Origin of the sequence: Thiothrix subterranea, assembly GCF_016772315.1 — a bacterium.
Classification (GTDB): Bacteria; Pseudomonadota; Gammaproteobacteria; order Thiotrichales; family Thiotrichaceae; genus Thiothrix; species Thiothrix subterranea.
This window is the reverse complement of record NZ_CP053482.1, coordinates 2,541,403-2,557,494: the sequence shown is the minus strand read 5'-3', so window position 1 is coordinate 2,557,494 and position 16,092 is coordinate 2,541,403. Positions and strand designations below refer to the sequence as shown.

Annotated in this window: 15 protein-coding genes; 11 read left to right on the top strand and 4 right to left on the bottom strand. The window is 52.7% G+C overall.

Translation table 11 applies throughout. From position 1 onward, the window contains the following. Positions 1-5 precede the first annotated feature (5 nt). On the top strand, positions 6-2,339 hold the full coding sequence (locus tag HMY34_RS12620) for a nitric oxide reductase activation protein NorD (RefSeq protein ID WP_202715836.1): 2,334 nt from the start codon (positions 6-8) through the stop codon (positions 2,337-2,339). Continuing rightward, positions 2,336-4,114 carry a SulP family inorganic anion transporter gene (locus HMY34_RS12615; RefSeq protein WP_202715835.1) on the top strand — a complete coding sequence of 593 codons (1,779 nt, stop codon included), beginning with the start codon at positions 2,336-2,338 and terminating at the stop codon, positions 4,112-4,114. The genes HMY34_RS12620 and HMY34_RS12615 overlap by 4 nt, the downstream gene beginning before the upstream one ends. On the opposite strand, the gene HMY34_RS12610 is transcribed toward HMY34_RS12615, so the two are convergent. Next, the gene (locus HMY34_RS12610) at positions 4,105-5,574 is read right to left on the bottom strand and encodes a sensor histidine kinase (protein ID WP_202715834.1); all 1,470 of its coding nucleotides are present in this window, start codon (positions 5,572-5,574) and stop codon (positions 4,105-4,107) included. The genes HMY34_RS12615 and HMY34_RS12610 overlap by 10 nt on opposite strands. A 224-nt stretch (positions 5,575-5,798) precedes the next feature. Between HMY34_RS12610 and HMY34_RS12605 the strand changes: the two genes are divergently transcribed. The 5 genes from HMY34_RS12605 (at position 5,799) to HMY34_RS12585 (ending at position 9,550) form a co-directional block, all read left to right on the top strand. Continuing rightward, complete coding sequence (locus HMY34_RS12605) at positions 5,799-6,872, top strand: 4Fe-4S dicluster domain-containing protein (RefSeq protein WP_202715833.1); 1,074 nt, start codon at positions 5,799-5,801, stop codon at positions 6,870-6,872. Further along, on the top strand, positions 6,869-7,705 hold the full coding sequence (locus HMY34_RS12600; RefSeq protein ID WP_202715832.1) for an FAD/NAD(P)-binding protein: 837 nt from the start codon (positions 6,869-6,871) through the stop codon (positions 7,703-7,705). Before HMY34_RS12605 ends, HMY34_RS12600 begins: the two co-directional genes overlap by 4 nt. Then, on the top strand, positions 7,702-7,839 hold the full coding sequence (locus HMY34_RS12595; RefSeq protein ID WP_202715831.1) for a hypothetical protein: 138 nt from the start codon (positions 7,702-7,704) through the stop codon (positions 7,837-7,839). Before HMY34_RS12600 ends, HMY34_RS12595 begins: the two co-directional genes overlap by 4 nt. A gap of 234 nt (positions 7,840-8,073) precedes the next feature. Beyond that, a complete protein-coding gene (locus tag HMY34_RS12590) occupies positions 8,074-9,309 on the top strand; it encodes an RNA-guided endonuclease InsQ/TnpB family protein (protein ID WP_202715830.1) in 1,236 nt (411 codons plus the stop codon). A 100-nt stretch (positions 9,310-9,409) separates the two neighbouring features. Then, positions 9,410-9,550 (top strand): hypothetical protein, encoded by a 141-nt coding sequence (locus HMY34_RS12585; RefSeq protein WP_202715829.1) that lies wholly within the window; start codon positions 9,410-9,412, stop codon positions 9,548-9,550. Here HMY34_RS12585 and yrfG read toward each other — a convergent pair. Beyond that, the gene (yrfG, locus tag HMY34_RS12580) at positions 9,529-10,197 is read right to left on the bottom strand and encodes a GMP/IMP nucleotidase (protein WP_202715828.1); all 669 of its coding nucleotides are present in this window, start codon (positions 10,195-10,197) and stop codon (positions 9,529-9,531) included. The two genes, HMY34_RS12585 and yrfG, sit on opposite strands and share 22 nt — an antisense overlap. Positions 10,198-10,246: 49 nt before the next feature. On the opposite strand from yrfG, the gene HMY34_RS12575 reads away from it, so the two are divergent. From HMY34_RS12575 to HMY34_RS12565, 3 genes are read left to right on the top strand one after another with little or no spacing between them, the layout of a single operon-like run. Next, positions 10,247-12,247: a beta-propeller domain-containing protein gene (locus HMY34_RS12575; protein ID WP_202715827.1), complete on the top strand. Its 2,001-nt coding sequence runs from the start codon at positions 10,247-10,249 to the stop codon at positions 12,245-12,247. Between the two features lie 14 nt (positions 12,248-12,261). After that, entirely contained in the window at positions 12,262-12,813 is a 552-nt protein-coding gene (gene nudE, locus HMY34_RS12570; RefSeq protein WP_202715826.1) for an ADP compounds hydrolase NudE, read from the top strand. A gap of 41 nt (positions 12,814-12,854) precedes the next feature. Beyond that, positions 12,855-13,775 (top strand): hypothetical protein, encoded by a 921-nt coding sequence (locus tag HMY34_RS12565; protein ID WP_202715825.1) that lies wholly within the window; start codon positions 12,855-12,857, stop codon positions 13,773-13,775. On the opposite strand, the gene HMY34_RS12560 is transcribed toward HMY34_RS12565, so the two are convergent. Then, positions 13,728-14,672 (bottom strand): DNA cytosine methyltransferase, encoded by a 945-nt coding sequence (locus HMY34_RS12560; RefSeq protein ID WP_202715824.1) that lies wholly within the window; start codon positions 14,670-14,672, stop codon positions 13,728-13,730. The genes HMY34_RS12565 and HMY34_RS12560 overlap by 48 nt on opposite strands. A gap of 70 nt (positions 14,673-14,742) precedes the next feature. Between HMY34_RS12560 and cysQ the strand changes: the two genes are divergently transcribed. Further along, complete coding sequence (gene cysQ / locus HMY34_RS12555) at positions 14,743-15,534, top strand: 3'(2'),5'-bisphosphate nucleotidase CysQ (RefSeq protein WP_202715823.1); 792 nt, start codon at positions 14,743-14,745, stop codon at positions 15,532-15,534. Here the strand turns inward: cysQ and HMY34_RS12550 are convergent. Next, entirely contained in the window at positions 15,526-15,921 is a 396-nt protein-coding gene (locus HMY34_RS12550; protein ID WP_202715822.1) for an SseB family protein, read from the bottom strand. The genes cysQ and HMY34_RS12550 overlap by 9 nt on opposite strands. Positions 15,922-16,092: the final 171 nt, after the last annotated feature.

Sequence of the window (16,092 nt, the reverse complement as noted above, 5' to 3'; positions counted from 1 at the left end):
CTTTGATGGCGTTACAACTCAGCGATTATCAGGACATCCTCGACGATTTAGGGGACACCGCCAACGAAGTGCTGGAAGCCAACTGGCAAGAAGCCGCACGGGTGTTTTCCCCGCGTGGACTGGATACCTATTTGCGCGGTGCGGCGGGGCTGAAATCGCTGGGGCGCGGCACGGATTTGGTCGAATCCTTCTTGGAAGCTGCCCCGCTGGTTGCCAGAGAAGTGGGGGAACAAGCCGTTTCCGAACTGTTATCCGCAGCCATTCAGATGTTCTCCAAAACCAGTGCCAGTGTCTTGGTGCTGCTGTTTTCCACCGCACCCACAGCGGCGGCGCGGCTGGGCGAATTGGAACTGTTCAAAGGCTACCTGAGCCTGTTAAACCATTTGCTGGCGCAAGCCCCGCGTGCTTTGCGCCCGATGCTGGAAAAGCTCGATGTGTTATTGGCGCACCTGACGCTGGGCGGGTTGCGCCGCTGGGCAATGTGGGGCATTTCCGCTTACCGCAACGATTTTAACGGACAGGCTGAGTATTTCGGGCTGCAAAACGATGCGGCCATGAACGTGCTGAAGAAAGAGCAGCGCGGGGTATTGTTCGTCGATGTGCAACGCCGCCTGATCATGTATTTACGCGCCTTGTGGGGACGTGACTTTTTCCTGCGCCCAACCTCCGGCGACTTTGAAACCCGCGAAGGCTACCGCCCGTATATCGAAGCCAGCTTTATCCACCTGCCGGATGCGTTTGACGATTTCACCCTGCCCAATGGCGAAAAAGCCAAGGGCATGGATGTGTACCGGGCGGCGGCGGCTCATACTGCCGCGCATATCGTGTATTCCCGTTATTATGACGATGCCCAAGGTTTGACCCCGTTGCAACAAGCAATGGTCGGCGTGGTGGAAGACGCACGGGTGGAAACACTGGCGGTGCAGGATTTCCCCGGCTTGCTGACCTTGTGGAAAAACCTGTTACCGGCTGACCCGCAAGACAACAGTGCCGCCAGTGTGTTGGGGCGCATGGCACGTGGCTTGCTGGACAAAGATTACCGCGATGATCACCCCCTGGTGGAGGCCGCCGCTGCTTTGTTTGCGCAACACACCGAGCGTTTAAACGACCAAACCTTGGCGTTGGACATTGGTTTGCAACTGGCGGAACAAGCAAAAGCTTTGGATTTCAAATACAACCCGCGCCAGGATCAGCCCACCAACCCCTACCGCGACGATAACCGCTACCTGTGGCAATCCCCCGACGATGCCGAAAACACCGTGTTATTGCCGGGACAAACCCAGCAAGTGCGCAAATACGTCAGCATGATGGAAATGGTCATGGGGCTGGACGTGGAATACGCAGGCGATGACGCGCAAGAAATTTGGGTGCTGGAAACCGAATTCTTCCATGACGACGGCACGACCCTTAATGAAAAAGAGGGCAAAGAGCCGGTGGCATCGCCCGTGCATTACCCCGAATGGGATTACCAAACCCAACTGGAACGCCCCAACTGGGTAACAGTGTTGGAAAAACGCCCCAAACGCGGTGATACCGACCTCATTGAGCAAGCGGTAGAAAAGCACAAACCGATTATCCAACGCCTGAAACGCTTGATCGAAGCCGCGCAACCGCAAGGCGTGATCCGCCAGCGCAATGTCGAAGACGGCGACACCATTGACCTGAACGCCGCTGTGCAGGCGATGGTGGATATTCGCATGGGCAAGCAACCCAACCCACGTATTAATATCCGCACCCGTTTGCAAATCCGTGATTTATCGGTGCTATTGCTGATTGATTTGTCGGAATCTACCAATGATCAAGCACGGGGTGCTGCCGAAGGCGTGAAAGTGATTGACCTTGCCCGCGAAGCCACCGCTTTACTCGCGGAAGCGTTACACAAAATTGGCGACCCGTTTGCGATTCACGGCTTCGACTCCAACGGGCGGCATGACGTGGAATATTTCCGCTTCAAGGATTTTGATGCGCCCTACAACGACACCGTAAAAGGGCGACTAGCCGCAATGGGTGGCAAGCTTTCCACGCGCATGGGGGCGGCATTGCGCCATGCCGGACAGTTACTATCCCAACGTGCCAGCCAGAAAAAGCTGATCCTGCTGCTCACCGATGGCGAACCGGCGGATAACGACGTGCGTGACCCGCAATATTTACGTCACGACACCCGGCGGGCAGTGGAAGAATTGACACGGCGCGGTATCCGCACCTTCTGCATGACGCTTGACCCACAAGCCGATCAGTACGTGGAACGCATCTTTGGGGCAAAGCACTATCTGGTGCTGGACAATATCACGCGCTTGCCGGAGAAATTGCCTGCGTTGTACCTAGGGATGACAAAATGACACCGTATTCCCAAAACTGGCTATTCTCCTTGATACAGAGCTGGGGAAGCTTTTTTACGCCTTACCGAACTTGGTTGGGTGAGCTGAAAAACCCAGCCACTATTAAAGCGGATCTCGTGGCTGGGTTGACCGTAGCAACGATTGCCATTCCTCAGGCAATGGCGTATGCGCAATTGGCCGGATTGCCTGCCTACATTGGTTTATATGCTTCTTTCTTACCAGTCATGGTGGCGGCACTGTTCGGTTCTTCACGCCAATTAAGTACCGGGCCGGTGGCGTTGGCTTCGCTGATGTCAGCAACCGCAATCCAACCCTATGCAAGCTTGGGCGTTGAAGTGATGATGACTTATGCAGCATTACTGGCACTCATGATCGGTATCTTCCGCTTGTCACTGGGTTTACTGCGTTTGGGGGTTGTGGTTGATTTTCTCTCCAATCCGGTGGTGATCGGTTTTACCAATGCGGCTGCCTTGATTATTGCCACCTCGCAAATCCCGAAATTGTTGGGGCTGGATATTAAAGCGGATCAGTTTACCTATTATTACGAATACTTGTGGAGCGTTACCATAAGTACAGGGGACGCCAACCAAGCTACTTTGATCATGAGTGCTGCTGCACTTTATTGTTTGTTTATCCTGAAACGTTATGCTCCTGTGTTACCGGGCATTTTAATTACTGTCGTATTGACGACACTGATTGCTTGGTTGGTTCAGTATGACGCTATCGGCGGTGCGGTATTGGGGGAAATTCCTAAAGGCTTGCCATCCCTCAGTTTTCCTAGCATTGAATTTAATTTTTCACACCTAAGCTCACTGATGGTGGCGGCAATGGTCATCGGGTTGATGGGGCTGGTTGAAGCCATTTCCATCTCGAAAACCATTGCATCGCAGACGCGCCAGCCTTGGTCAGTGAATCAGGAGCTGGTGGGACAAGGCATGGCAAATATCACCGCAGGGTTATTCCAAGGGTATGTGGTTTCCGGCTCGTTTTCGCGCTCGGCGGTAAACTTTTCATCGGGTGCAGTCACGGGATTTGCCTCCATTGTGACAGGCTGTTTGGTGGCTGTTACGCTCTTGTTCCTGACCGATTTGTTGTACTACCTGCCACAGGCAACTTTGGGAGCCGTGATTATCATGGCAGTGCTGAACCTGCTTGCCATCAATCCGATCAAACGCGCTTGGACGGTAGAACGTCATGATGGGGTTGCCGCAATTGTCACGTTTGTCGCCACGCTGGTGTTTGCTCCACATTTGGAAATCGGCATTCTCACCGGCATTATATTGTCGATTGGTTTGTTCCTATACCGCACCATGCGCCCTAATTTTGTGGAACTGGCACGTGACCCAGAAGATGGCATTTTGCGTGATGCCGAACTGCACGGTTTACCGACCAGCGACACCGTTGCCATTTACGGTTTCGACGGCGATTTGTATTTTGCCAATGCGGGTTATTTGGAAGGCAAATTGCTTAACAGCATGGCTGACAAGGCGAATCTGAAAATAGTGATACTTGATATGGAGGGCGTCGGGCAAATTGATGCAACGGGTGAAAATATGCTGGAGAAAGTGGCTGATCGTTTGTCAACCAAAAACATTTATTTGTACTTTGCGCGTACCAAAGCACAGGTCTACAACGCTTTGGAACGTTCAGGCTTGGTGGCAAGCATAGGCAAACAACATTTCTTTAAAGAGCGTAAGGATGCGTTGCAATACGCACAACAGATGTTTGGCGATGCCATTGACATCACGCCGTTAGTTTTAAAACGTCAAACGTAGCGGTGCTCTCGACACGGCAAGCGCAGCACCACCCGCGTTCCCTGCCCCGGTTGGCTGGCAATCGCGATGCAGCCGCCGTGTTCTTGTATGATTTCCTGCACAATATACAAACCCAACCCCATACCATGACCGGGTTCACGGGTGGTGAAAAACGGCTCGAAAATACGCGGCAGAGTATCAGGCGGGATACCGGGGCCATTATCTTCGATAATGATTTCGATCATTGGTTGGCGCTTGTTGAGATGGCAACCCAACTCGCCAACCACCGTTGCTGTGGATGGTAAGGCTGTGCCGGAAAAACTGCACCCTTTGGCACGGACATGTAAATCAAGGTTTTCGCTACTTTCTGCCGCGTTGCGTAATAGGTTGATGAATACTTGCTGCAAACGCTGTGGATCAGCAAGCAACATCAGATCCAGCGGAATGTGAGTATGCACTGTCGCACCAGTTTTACGCACCTGACCACGGATCAACAGCAAGGTACGTTCCAGCAAATCGGCAAGATTGACCTGTTCCAAGTGCGGTTCCTGCCTGCGCCCAAAATCCAGCAGCGCATCGACAATACGACGGGCACGTTCGGTTTCATTATCAATGGTTTGCGCCCAGTCTTGTAGCGAGGCATGATCAGCGGTATCCAGTTCCTCCAACAACAACTGGCAGGAGGAGGAAATGTTTGATAACGGATTATTGAGTTCGTGAGCAACGCCAGAAACGAGGATACCAATAGCAGCCAACTTTTCAGACTGGATAAGACGACGGCGGCGGGCTTCGAGTTCGTCCAACATCCGGTTGAAGGCTTCACGCAGGGAAATCATTTCGGTATTACTGGAATCAGTTTCCAGCCGGTCAAAACGCCCTTCCGCAATCGGGTTAAGGTCTTGCATGAGCTGTTTCACTGGTTTGATCACCGAACGATCAAGCCGCCAACCCACTAATAACAACAAGATGGCGAAAATTGCGATTCCGATGACTTGTGCTGACTTGGCATTTTCAATAGAAAGCCGCAACAACTCACGTTCGTGCAGAGCAAGGTTTTCAGCCAGTTGGGAAAGATTATGACCTTGGTTGCGGATTTGATTTTCCAGCATAACATCAACGGGCAACTGCTTAAGATAGAGTTTTAACAGTTTCTGGTATTCTTGTAAGCCACTACGCAATTGCCCTAATTGCAGAATACTACCAACTTTTGCCAGTGCTTTAGGGGAAGTATTCAATTCCTTTAAAGCCAATTCTGCAAACTTACCTGCTGCATCACCGGCATTGGCATCTTGATAAAGAAACAGATTTTTTTCCTCTCGGCGCATGTCCTGCACCGTAGTTTCGAGACGGGAGATTGCCATACCGTCTTCGACACGCTGCTGAAGAAACAGTAAGTCGAGGGAAGTAAACGTAGCAACGCCAACTGCCAAAACAGCTAAGGTGGAAAACGCTAAAGTGATTTTTCGGTGAATGCTGATCATAGAAGTATTTCAGTCTGCAACAGGATGTTTCATTATGTAACACACAACTATCCGAATCACAACCCATTATAAAACATAAGGTTATGCAAAATAAGCACATATCACCGTTATTACCCAAACCGAAAGCTTTTAAATAACCGTGAATATATTTGCACTTTATTTATGACACTTTTTCGGCAAACACACTAAACTCAGTGGAAGACTCAAATTGAGCATGTGTAGTCATGAATCATTTTCTTGCGCGGGAAGACTTCCCCCACCTGCTACGTGCATTAACACAAGCGGGGTACGATTGTGTCGGCCCGCAAATCCGCCAAGGCGCAATCGTGTTCGACCACTTACACAGCGTCACGCAACTGCCCCAAGGCTGGCAAGATGAGCAACAACCGGCGCATTACCGCTTAGAGCAAACCGATTCGCCTTATTGGTTCGATTGGAGCAATGGTGCATCCGCCATTAAACCGTATACCTTTGCCCCGCAAGAAAATTTGTGGACAGTGCAACGCGATCAGAGCGGGCGCTTGCGTTTTCAAGCCACCCTGCCCAAGCCGCAAAAAACCGCCATTATCGGGGTGCGTGCCTGTGACCTTGCCGCACTCGCGCTGCAAGATCAGCACTTTTTACACGGCAAGCATGTCGACCCGTATTACCAAGCACGGCGGGAGAGCTTGCTGCTAATCGGGGTAAATTGTACCCACGCCGCTGCCACCTGTTTTTGCGTATCAACCGGCGATGGCCCTGAAATTCGCCAACCTTACGACCTGTTATTAAGCGAAATTGCGGCAGGTTTTCTGCTGAGCAGCGGCTCCACAGCAGGCGCGACCCTTGCCGCCCAATTGCCGCTTACCCCCGCCAGTAATGCGCAACAACACACCGCCCAGCAGCGGATGCACGCCGCAACCCAGCAGCAACGCCATTTGCCCGCTAAACCGCCCTTGTTTGCACACCTCGATCACCCACATTGGCAAACCGTCGGCGCACGCTGTCTGGCTTGCGGCAACTGCACCAGTGTTTGCCCCACCTGTTTCTGCCATCAAGCGGTGGAAATCCCGGATCTGGACGGTGACACCAGCCGTCATGAACGGCGCTGGGATTCGTGTTTTCAACCCGGTCACAGCTACATCCACGGCTGGCAAATTCGCAGCAATGCCACCGACTATTACCGCCAATGGCTGACGCACAAACTCGCAGGCTGGCATGAGCAATTCGGGCGCAGTGGCTGCACGGGTTGCGGGCGCTGCATTAGCTGGTGTCCGGCGGGGATTGATTTGACCGCTGAGGTGGAACAACTGGGATGAAATCCAATGATTACTTACCACACGAAGTGCAAATCGTCGCACGGGTGCAAGAAGCCCCGGATATTTTCACCCTACGGCTGCGCTTCACCGATCTTGCCCACCATGCGCGTTACCATTTTGATGCGGGGCAATTCAATATGCTGTACCTGCATGGGGTCGGCGAAGTCGCGATTTCGATTGCCTCTGACCCGAAAGACACGCATTTGATTGATCACACCGTGCGGGTTGTGGGGCGTGTCACCAAAGCGTTGGCGCAATTGCAAACCGGTGATTACTTAGGGTTGCGCGGCCCTTTCGGGCGGGGTTGGCCGATGGCAGCGGCGCAAGGGCGTGATGTCTTGCTGATTACCGGCGGCTTGGGTTGTGCGCCGGTGGTGTCGGTGGTGCATTACGTATTGCGGCGTCGCGCCCATTACGCCCGTTTAATCATTATGCAAGGGGTGAAACACACCCACGATTTGATTTGGCGCAGGCAATACGACACCTGGGCGGCAGCTCCCAATACCCAAGTATTGCTCACGGCTGACCAAACCGGGCAAGGCTGGCCGTTCAACACTGGGCTAGTCACGCAATTGATTGGGCAAGCGCAATTCGACCCCGCCAATGCGGTTGCCATGTTGTGTGGCCCGGAAGGGATGATGCGAGCCACCGCCCATGCGTTGCAGGAACGCGGTTTGCCCGACCATGACATCTGGTTGAGCATGGAACGCAATATGCACTGCGCCGTCGGGCATTGCGGGCATTGCCAATTCGGTGGCAGCTTTATCTGCAAAGACGGCCCGGTTTACCCGTTACCAGAAATCAGCCACCTGTTAGGGGTGAAGGGGTTTTGAAAAGTACCGGGTTTGGTTGCACCGAAGCACCACGCGGAATGTTGTGGCATCGCTACGCTTTTCATGCCGATGGCACGGTGAAAACCGCACGGATTGTGCCGCCCACCAGCCAGAATCAGGCGCGGATTTGCTGAAATACTTGGCTGATTATGACTACGTGATCCTGATTGATCAGGTTGCGCGGCAAACCTCGTCCTTCAGGGCGGGGAGGATAGCGCGGGAGGCGAAGCCTCCCTGTGTTCGGAGTGATGTTGGGGTGTTTGCTGCTGCTGGATGACGGATAATTTTTCTTGCGTATCATCCGGCTAAAAACGCCTTTAAGACGGTTCACCCAGATAATTGCCCACCCCCCAAGCTATACTACGGGTATGCAACGACTCCAAGCCTTTAAATACGAACTCAAGCCCGACGGCGGACAACGGCACAATCTTCGCCGTTACGCGGGGTCGTGTCGGTTTGTTTACAACAGGGCGTTAGCGTTGCAGCAAGCCAATCATGAGGCGGGTGAAAAATTCATCGGTTACGTGGCAATGGCAAAACACCTGACCGCATGGCGGAATGGCACAGAAACCTCTTGGCTGAAAGATTCCCCCGTCCATCCGCTGCAACACGCTTTAAAGGACTTGGAAAAAGCCTACAAAAATTTCTTTGCCAAGCGTGCCGACCCTTCGGCTGCCCTCAGGGCAGGTTTTCCCCGTTTCAAGCGCAAGGGTAGCGGCGACAGCTTTCGCTACCCAGACCCCAAACAAATCAAGCTCGATCAGCGTAACAACCGTATTTTCCTGCCTAAACTGGGCTGGTTACGCTACCGCAACAGCCGCGAAGTGTTGGGGGAATTGCGCAATGTCACCGTGTCCGGTAAAAACGGCAAGTGGTACATTAGCATTCAAACCCAGCGGGAAATAGAACAGCCCGTATCCACCGCTACCACGGCTATCGGCATTGACTTGGGCATAGCCCGTTTCGCCACCTTCTCAGATGGCAGCTACATTGCCCCGCTCAATAGCTTCAAAACCCAACAAGCCAAGCTCGCCAAATACCAACGGCGCATGGCGCATAAACAGAAATTCAGTAACAACTGGAAAAAAGCGAAAGCCAAGGTTCAAAAAATCCACACAAAAATCGCCGATACCCGCCGCGATTTCCTGCACAAAGCGACGACCACGATCAGCCAAAACCACGCGCTCGTGTTCATCGAAGATTTGCAGGTAGGCAATATGTCCAGATCAGCGGCAGGCACGGCAGAAAACCCCGGCAAAAACGTGGCTGCAAAATCGGGCTTAAACAAAGCCATTGTCGACCAAGGCTGGGGTGAGTTTCGGCGGCAACTCGACTACAAACTGGCATGGAACGGCGGCATGTTGTTTGCTGTTCCCGCCCATTATACCAGCCAAGAATGCCCCGAATGCCATCACGTCTCGGCGGATAACCGCCAAACGCAAGCGAAGTTTGTGTGCGTGAAGTGTCACTATGAAAATCACGCCGATCATGTCGGCGCGATCAATGTTAAAGAGCGGGGACACCGCTTGTTAGCCTGTGGAGATGGAGCATTACGCGCCTCGATGAAGCAGGAACTCGCCGAAGTAAGTCAGCTATCTAGCTGAATGCAGTAGGAATCCCCTTCCTTCAGGGAGGGGAGGATGTCAAGCGGTCATTTCGCCCAAGCATTCACCCGGCCTGATCCTCAAACTCAAACCGGATGAGTTGGCACGACTCGAATCCCCCACCTCGACCCACGGTTTTGGGGTCGCCGAAGCCTTGGCAATGGGTGCTGCCTTGGGCGCATTGCCGAAACGTTTGGAGGTGTGGAGCGTGGTAGTGGTTCAGCCCAGCAACTGCGTGTAACACGCCACCGCCGTAAACTCGGCGGTATCTTTCGGTGGCTGTTGCGAATCCGGTTGGTGGATTGCCAGCAAATACTTCACCCCGTGCGCGTGTGCGGCGCGTAATACGTGCAAATTGTCATCAATGAATAAGGAATGTGCAGGATCAAACACTTCCACCGTACTCAATTTCTGCCAGAAATCGGGATGCTCTTTCGGTAAACCCAAGGAATGCGACGTAATAATTTCATCAAAATAATGCCCTAACGCCACATAGCCAAATTTCATTGCCACGCTTTTCTGGTGCGCATTGGTAAGCAACACCACCCGCTTGCCACGTTCGCGCAGGGATTCGAGAAAGCGTTCGACGTGCGCCCGAATCGCAATTCGATCCGCGATTTCGTGTTTGAGCGCCACCAAGTCTGTGCCCAGATGATTCTGCCAGAAATCAAGGCAATACCAATCTAACGTGCCTTCCATTTCGGTATAACGCTCGTGCAAATAGGCGCGAATTTCATCCGGCGTAGCACCGCGCTGTTCGGCTAAACGCACCGGCAAATGTTCCAGCCAGAAATGGTTGTCGAAATGCAAATCCAACAGCGTGCCATCCATGTCCAAAAACACCGTGTTAATCTCATGCCAGTCTAAATTGATTGCGCTATAATTCATTTTATGGGCTTCCACCTACCACTAAAATGACATCATACCGGAGGGCATTATGAAAAATCTGCATTCATTGGGATTAAGCATTTCCATCGCCTTGTTACTCAGCGCCTGTGGCGGGGGCAGTTCCAGCAATACTGCCGTCAACCCCGGCAATACAACGCCCCCAGCCACCAGCGCCAATAAACCGGCGTTGAAACAAGCGGCTAACAACACCGAACTCGAAACGTTGATCAAACAGCAAATGCTCGAAATCTACGGCACGGTGCGCCCTGAAATATACCCGTGCAAAGGTGACGTGTGCATTATGCCCGTCATGACAACGACAAACGCACCAACTGCCGTTGCCGACACCGCCAAAAGCGTTTCCAGCACCAATACCCAAGAAACCCATGTCGACGAAGCCGACCGCATCAAAACCGACGGCACGTATCTCTACACCACCGCAACCGACCAGCCGAATGTGCGCATTTTCAAAACGAAGGACGCCAGTAACACGCTGGTGAAAGACTTGCCATTGGGCAATGACGGCAATACCCGCTTGAGTGGTCTGTACCTTGATGGCACAAAACTGGCTGCTCTCGCGGAAGAACAGCAAATGTACAATATTTGGGATCGCTGGTTTATTCCCAGCTACTGGCAAAACCAACAAACCCAGCTTTACCTGTTAGACGTTACCACCCCTGAAAGCCCCAGCCAAACCGCCAAACTCACGGTGGATGGGCAAGTCATTAGCAGCCGCCGCATGGGTTCGACGCTGTACGTCGCCACCCGCCACAGCCCCACGCTTCCCAATTTGGTGCAATACCCGACCACCGAAGCGGATGCGGCGGCTAATCGCGCCCTGATCAACAACGCCACGCTTGCTGATTTCCTGCCCGATTACCAATACAACGGCGGCAGCAAAAACGAAATTTTCAACGGCGCAGATTGCTTCATGACGCAATACACCGACAAGAAAAGCTACCAGACCAGTATCGTCAGCTTGCTGGCAATTGACATGAACAGCGCCACACCAACACCACAGGGCAAGTGTTTCGCAGGCGACACTGAAACCTTATACGCCTCCACCGAAGCCATTTATCTGGCAACCACCAGTTACAGTTACCCCGACAACGCACCTGTCACCACGGGAAACGGTAACGATGCAGCGGTTAGTACCAGCATTGCCTATTACCCGCCAACCATTACCACCGACCTGCATAAATTTTCACTGGAGGATGGCATTAACTACCGTGGTTCTGGGCGTGTGGATGGGCATCTCGGCTGGCAACAAGATTTAAAACCGTTCCGCCTGAGCGAACACAACGGCGTGCTGCGCCTGCTGACCTATACCGGCGATGAGTTATCTAGCAGTGCTTCCCCTGCTCGGCTCTACACCATGCAGGAAAATGCCGCGACGCAATCGCTGGATATTCTTGCCAAACTGCCCAACGCCACCCGCCCCGCGCCTTTAGGCAAACCTGGCGAACAAATCTACGCCACCCGTTTTCTGGGCGACACAGCGTATTTGGTCACATTCCGCCGCACAGATCCGCTGTATGTCTTGGATTTAAGCAAACCGGCTGATCCTTATATCATCAGTGAACTGGAAATTGACGGCTTTTCGGATTACCTGCACCCTATCGGTGACAATTACCTGCTCGGCATTGGCAAAGATGGCGGGGTAAAACTGTCGTTGATTGACCTCACCGATCCCAGTCATCCTTACGAAAAGCAGAAAATCATTATCGGCAAAACCGGAACGGATACAGCGGTTTCGCAAACGCACCATGCTTTCACCAGCTTGCAACAAGGCAACAATTTGCAAGTCGCCCTGCCCGTCAGTTTGTATGAGCGCGAAGATTACCGCTGGACACAGGATGAGTTGTACCGCCTCAACATCAACACCCAAACCGGCACAATGCAAGCACTTGCGCCCATCGTTAGCGAAACCGCCTCAATCGCCGACCCGTACAGCTACTCCAGCTACCAATGGCCAAATGACCGTTCGGTGATGATTGGCGAATTCATCCATTACCTGCACGGCGACAAGGTGATAAGTCAGGCGTGGTAGGTTAGAATTGCGGGATGCAAAAACCACCCACGATACACGCCATACACCCCGTCACCAGCAGCCGCTTGTTCCATGTGGAAGAGATCCACTTGGAATTCAGCAACGGGGAACGCCGCACCTACGAACGCCTTGCCAACCTTGGCAATGGCGCGGTGCTCATCGTACCGCTGCTGGATGACGACACCTTGCTGTTGATTCGCGAATACTCTGCCGGAACAGGACGCTACGAACTCGGCTTCCCCAAAGGCAAAGTGGAACGCGGCGAAGATGTCCTCGACGCTGCCAACCGCGAAATCATGGAAGAAGTCGGCTACGGCGCACGCGACTTGCATGTATTGCGGCGCGTCAGCCTCTCCCCCGGTTACATGCAACACAGCACCCACCTGATTCTTGCCCGCGACCTTTATCCGCAGCGCACGGAAGGCGACGAACCTGAGCCGCTGGAAGTCGTGCCGTGGAAATTGTCCGATGCTGCCGACTTGCTGTTACAGGATGATTTCACCGAAGGGCGCAGCTTGCTGGCGCTGTATTTGGCACAGGATTGGCTAGGAAAACACCACTCTTAGTGCAATAATCGGGCGCATACAATCATCACGCGGAAAGGGCTATGACCGTTATTGTTGCAGAATACTTGGGTGTCAGAACCGACACGGGTTCACCCATTACCCCCGTTAACGTTAGCTCCCGTGCAAAAATACCTTGCCCGTTCAGGAATGCCCACTGCGACAAAGCAGCACGCGGTAATAAACCCGTTTGCTCGGTTTGGGATGCCGATACTCGTGAACTCTGGATTGTTTGCTCGCATCGCCTGTGCGCGACTTCCCCCAAAGATCAGCCCTTAAACGAACATCAAAAGACCATCCTGCATTCAGTCGCTCAAACTATTTTCACACCAGACATCACCAGACCAGATGTATTGGTTAAACGCGAAACGGCTATCCCTGTCACCGAAGACAGCAGCTACTCAGCGGATTACGTCATGTGGCGACGCAATCCTAACACCACCACACTTACCGCGCCGGATCGTCCAGTCATTTTGGAAATGCAGGGTGGTGGGGAAACGACCGCAACCGGCGAATTAACACGTCACATTGACCAGTGGGAAAAACTGCCCTCACCGACTATTGAAATACTGACTCAACCCGTCAAAAAAACCGCCCCACTCGTGACCAACGCATGGCGTAGACAGCAAGAGCAGTTCTTAGTCAAAGGCAATGTAGCCATGATGACGGGCGGTAAAATGGTATTCTGCATTGGCTCAATGATTGAGCGTTACCTGATGCCACGCCTACGCGAAACCATACAATTCAGGGATTTGCGCCAAAGCAATTGGACACTCGCATTACTGACCTTCATCGAAGACCCCAGCGAAACCCAACGCCCCGACTGCGCCCCACATTCTTTAGCTTTAAAAATTGACGTGGAACGCTCGCTATTCACCAACTACAGCTCGTTTGTGCAAGCCATCACCAACCAAGGCTCACCCTGTAACAGCCTGTTTGCTGAACCCTACATCACCTTGGAGTGAGGCTTGCCATTCGGCATCCACCGCCAGCAAGCGCCGCCCAATCCATTCCACCACATGCACACACACCGCGTTGCCTACGGCACGGTATCTATTGCTGTCCACCCCGCTGGAAATCCCTGAAGTATCTCGCACTCCGAAGGCATCAAGCGCCTGACAGACAGCATCGGCACTTCCCCGGCTATCGAGGGTGTAGGATTCGCCATCGTTGCGGTAGCCTTTGGCTTGGGGGCCTGCACTGGGTTTTCTGCCAATACCCGCGTGCTGGATAGCGTAGCAATCTGTTTCCTGATCGCCATCTCCAAATTCTCCGGCAATGGCTTCTTTCTGACCGATGCCCGCACGAGGAGCGATTGCAAGTGGCCCTCGTTCAAAAAGTACTTCAGCGGAGCGGAGGTTGCCAAGACTTGCGACAAGGTAGACACGGCGACGGCGTTGGGGTGTTCCAAAATATTTTGCATCGAATACTCGCCACGAAACGCCGTACCCGAGTTCATCCAGCTTTTCGAGGAGAACCCGGAAATCTTTGCCTTCATGGCTGTTAAGCAAACCGGGGACATTTTCGATAATGACCCAACGGGGTTTTCGAGCGGCAATGAGTGCTGCATATTGGAAGAACAATCCACTGCGTTCACCTTCTAATCCTTTACGTTTACCTTGGTTGGCCAGCGATAAATCTTGGCAGGGAAAACCGCCACACCATACGTCGGTATCCGCTGGAATATCATCAGCCGTCATCTGGTTAATATCGCCAAATAGTGGCACATCCGGCCAATGCTTTTTTAACACTTGCTGGCAGAAGGTACTAATTTCACACTGAACAACTACCTGCATTCCCGCACGTTCCATGCCCAGATCAAAACCACCAATGCCAGCGAAAAATGACGCAACTTTTAACATGACAACTTTTGCTTAAGACTATCTGAGCATGATAGCCTCCCAACGCGAAATACATCAACAGAGAAACCACATGGACCTGCCAAACCTCCTCCACGCCACCGTGCGCATTGCCCAAGACGCAGGCGACAAAATCATGGTGGTCTATAATTCGCCAGACTTTGCGGTGGAACACAAAGCCGACGATTCCCCGCTCACAGCGGCGGATATGGCATCACACCACCATATTGTGGATGCGCTTACCGCACTCACCCCGCAATACCCGGTACTTTCCGAAGAATCCGCCAGCCTGCCCTTCAGCGAGCGCAGCCAATGGCAAACCTACTGGCTGGTTGACCCGCTGGATGGAACCCGCGAATTCGTCAAACGCAATGGCGAATTCAGCACCCTGATTGCACTGATACACAACCACGCCCCCATTCTCGGCGTAGTCCACGCTCCCGCGTTAAATGAAACCTGGTTTGCACATCAAGGTGGCGGCGCATTCAAGCAAATGCACGGGGAAACCTTCCCAATCAGCACCCGTGCCACCGGCAAGCCGCTCAAAGTCATGGGCAGCAAATCGCACCGTGACCCGATCATGCCGCAATTTTTAGAACGCATTGGCGCACACGAATACGCAGTGATGGGCAGCATTCTCAAAGCCTGCCGCGTTGCTGAAGGTTCTGCGGATATTTACCCACGCCTCGGCTTAACCTCGGAATGGGACACCGCCGCTGCGCAAATTATTGTGGAAGAAGCCGGTGGGCACTTCACTCGTGCTGATATGCAACCGTTGCGTTACAACACCAAAGAATCCATGCTGAACCCGCATTTCTTCGTGTTCGGCAAGGATTACCACGACTGGTCGCAATATTTAGTGTAGGTTTTGCAGCATTCCTACTTCCAGATCAATCCCCATCTCATGATCGGGGTTGATCGAAATGCTGTAACCGACGCCAACTTTCTCAATAATCCACTTAAATTCTGCCAGCAAACCGCCACCGTAGCCGGGGAAATCGCGTACAAATACCTTGGCACGATCCGGGCTAGTGAACAAAATCAGGACTTTATTGCCCGCGTCATCATCCAGTGTCAGCGGCACGGCCTGATCGCTGGTCGTCGGCTGCAAACCGCCAATTTGGTGCTTTTCGTAAATCGGCATAAAGAGCGTGACTTCCATCAATTGCTGAATGAAAGTATCACCCTCCAATTCGCCCGCTAAGGCTTTTACTAGCAGCTCTTCGGCTTCGTTCATGGTTTGTGGAGTCATCGTGGTATCCTAATAGGGGTAATTCTCTAAAGGGTAATCAATCCCTCCGCTCCGCACAATGACCCGCAAGAAGTATAATGGCAAACGCCAAAATCGTTTATTTATGCATGGAAAATCGCCATTGTGTTGATTTTACACTACAATACGGCGTTATTTATTCGCCTGCTTGAG

Bases quoted from the DNA above. Each gene is read 5' to 3' on its own strand.
- HMY34_RS12565 (WP_202715825.1), top strand. From the start codon at position 12,855: ATGACCGTTATTGTTGCAGAATACTTGGGTGTCAGAACCGACACGGGT.
- HMY34_RS12605 (WP_202715833.1), top strand. From the start codon at position 5,799: ATGAATCATTTTCTTGCGCGGGAAGACTTCCCCCACCTGCTACGTGCA.
- nudE (WP_202715826.1), top strand. From the start codon at position 12,262: ATGCAAAAACCACCCACGATACACGCCATACACCCCGTCACCAGCAGC.
- cysQ (WP_202715823.1), top strand. From the start codon at position 14,743: ATGGACCTGCCAAACCTCCTCCACGCCACCGTGCGCATTGCCCAAGAC.
- HMY34_RS12590 (WP_202715830.1), top strand. From the start codon at position 8,074: ATGCAACGACTCCAAGCCTTTAAATACGAACTCAAGCCCGACGGCGGA.
- HMY34_RS12560 (WP_202715824.1), bottom strand. From the start codon at position 14,672: ATGTTAAAAGTTGCGTCATTTTTCGCTGGCATTGGTGGTTTTGATCTG.
- HMY34_RS12620 (WP_202715836.1), top strand. From the start codon at position 6: ATGGCGTTACAACTCAGCGATTATCAGGACATCCTCGACGATTTAGGG.
- yrfG (WP_202715828.1), bottom strand. From the start codon at position 10,197: ATGAATTATAGCGCAATCAATTTAGACTGGCATGAGATTAACACGGTG.
- HMY34_RS12610 (WP_202715834.1), bottom strand. From the start codon at position 5,574: ATGATCAGCATTCACCGAAAAATCACTTTAGCGTTTTCCACCTTAGCT.
- HMY34_RS12615 (WP_202715835.1), top strand. From the start codon at position 2,336: ATGACACCGTATTCCCAAAACTGGCTATTCTCCTTGATACAGAGCTGG.
- HMY34_RS12600 (WP_202715832.1), top strand. From the start codon at position 6,869: ATGAAATCCAATGATTACTTACCACACGAAGTGCAAATCGTCGCACGG.
- HMY34_RS12575 (WP_202715827.1), top strand. From the start codon at position 10,247: ATGAAAAATCTGCATTCATTGGGATTAAGCATTTCCATCGCCTTGTTA.
- HMY34_RS12550 (WP_202715822.1), bottom strand. From the start codon at position 15,921: ATGACTCCACAAACCATGAACGAAGCCGAAGAGCTGCTAGTAAAAGCC.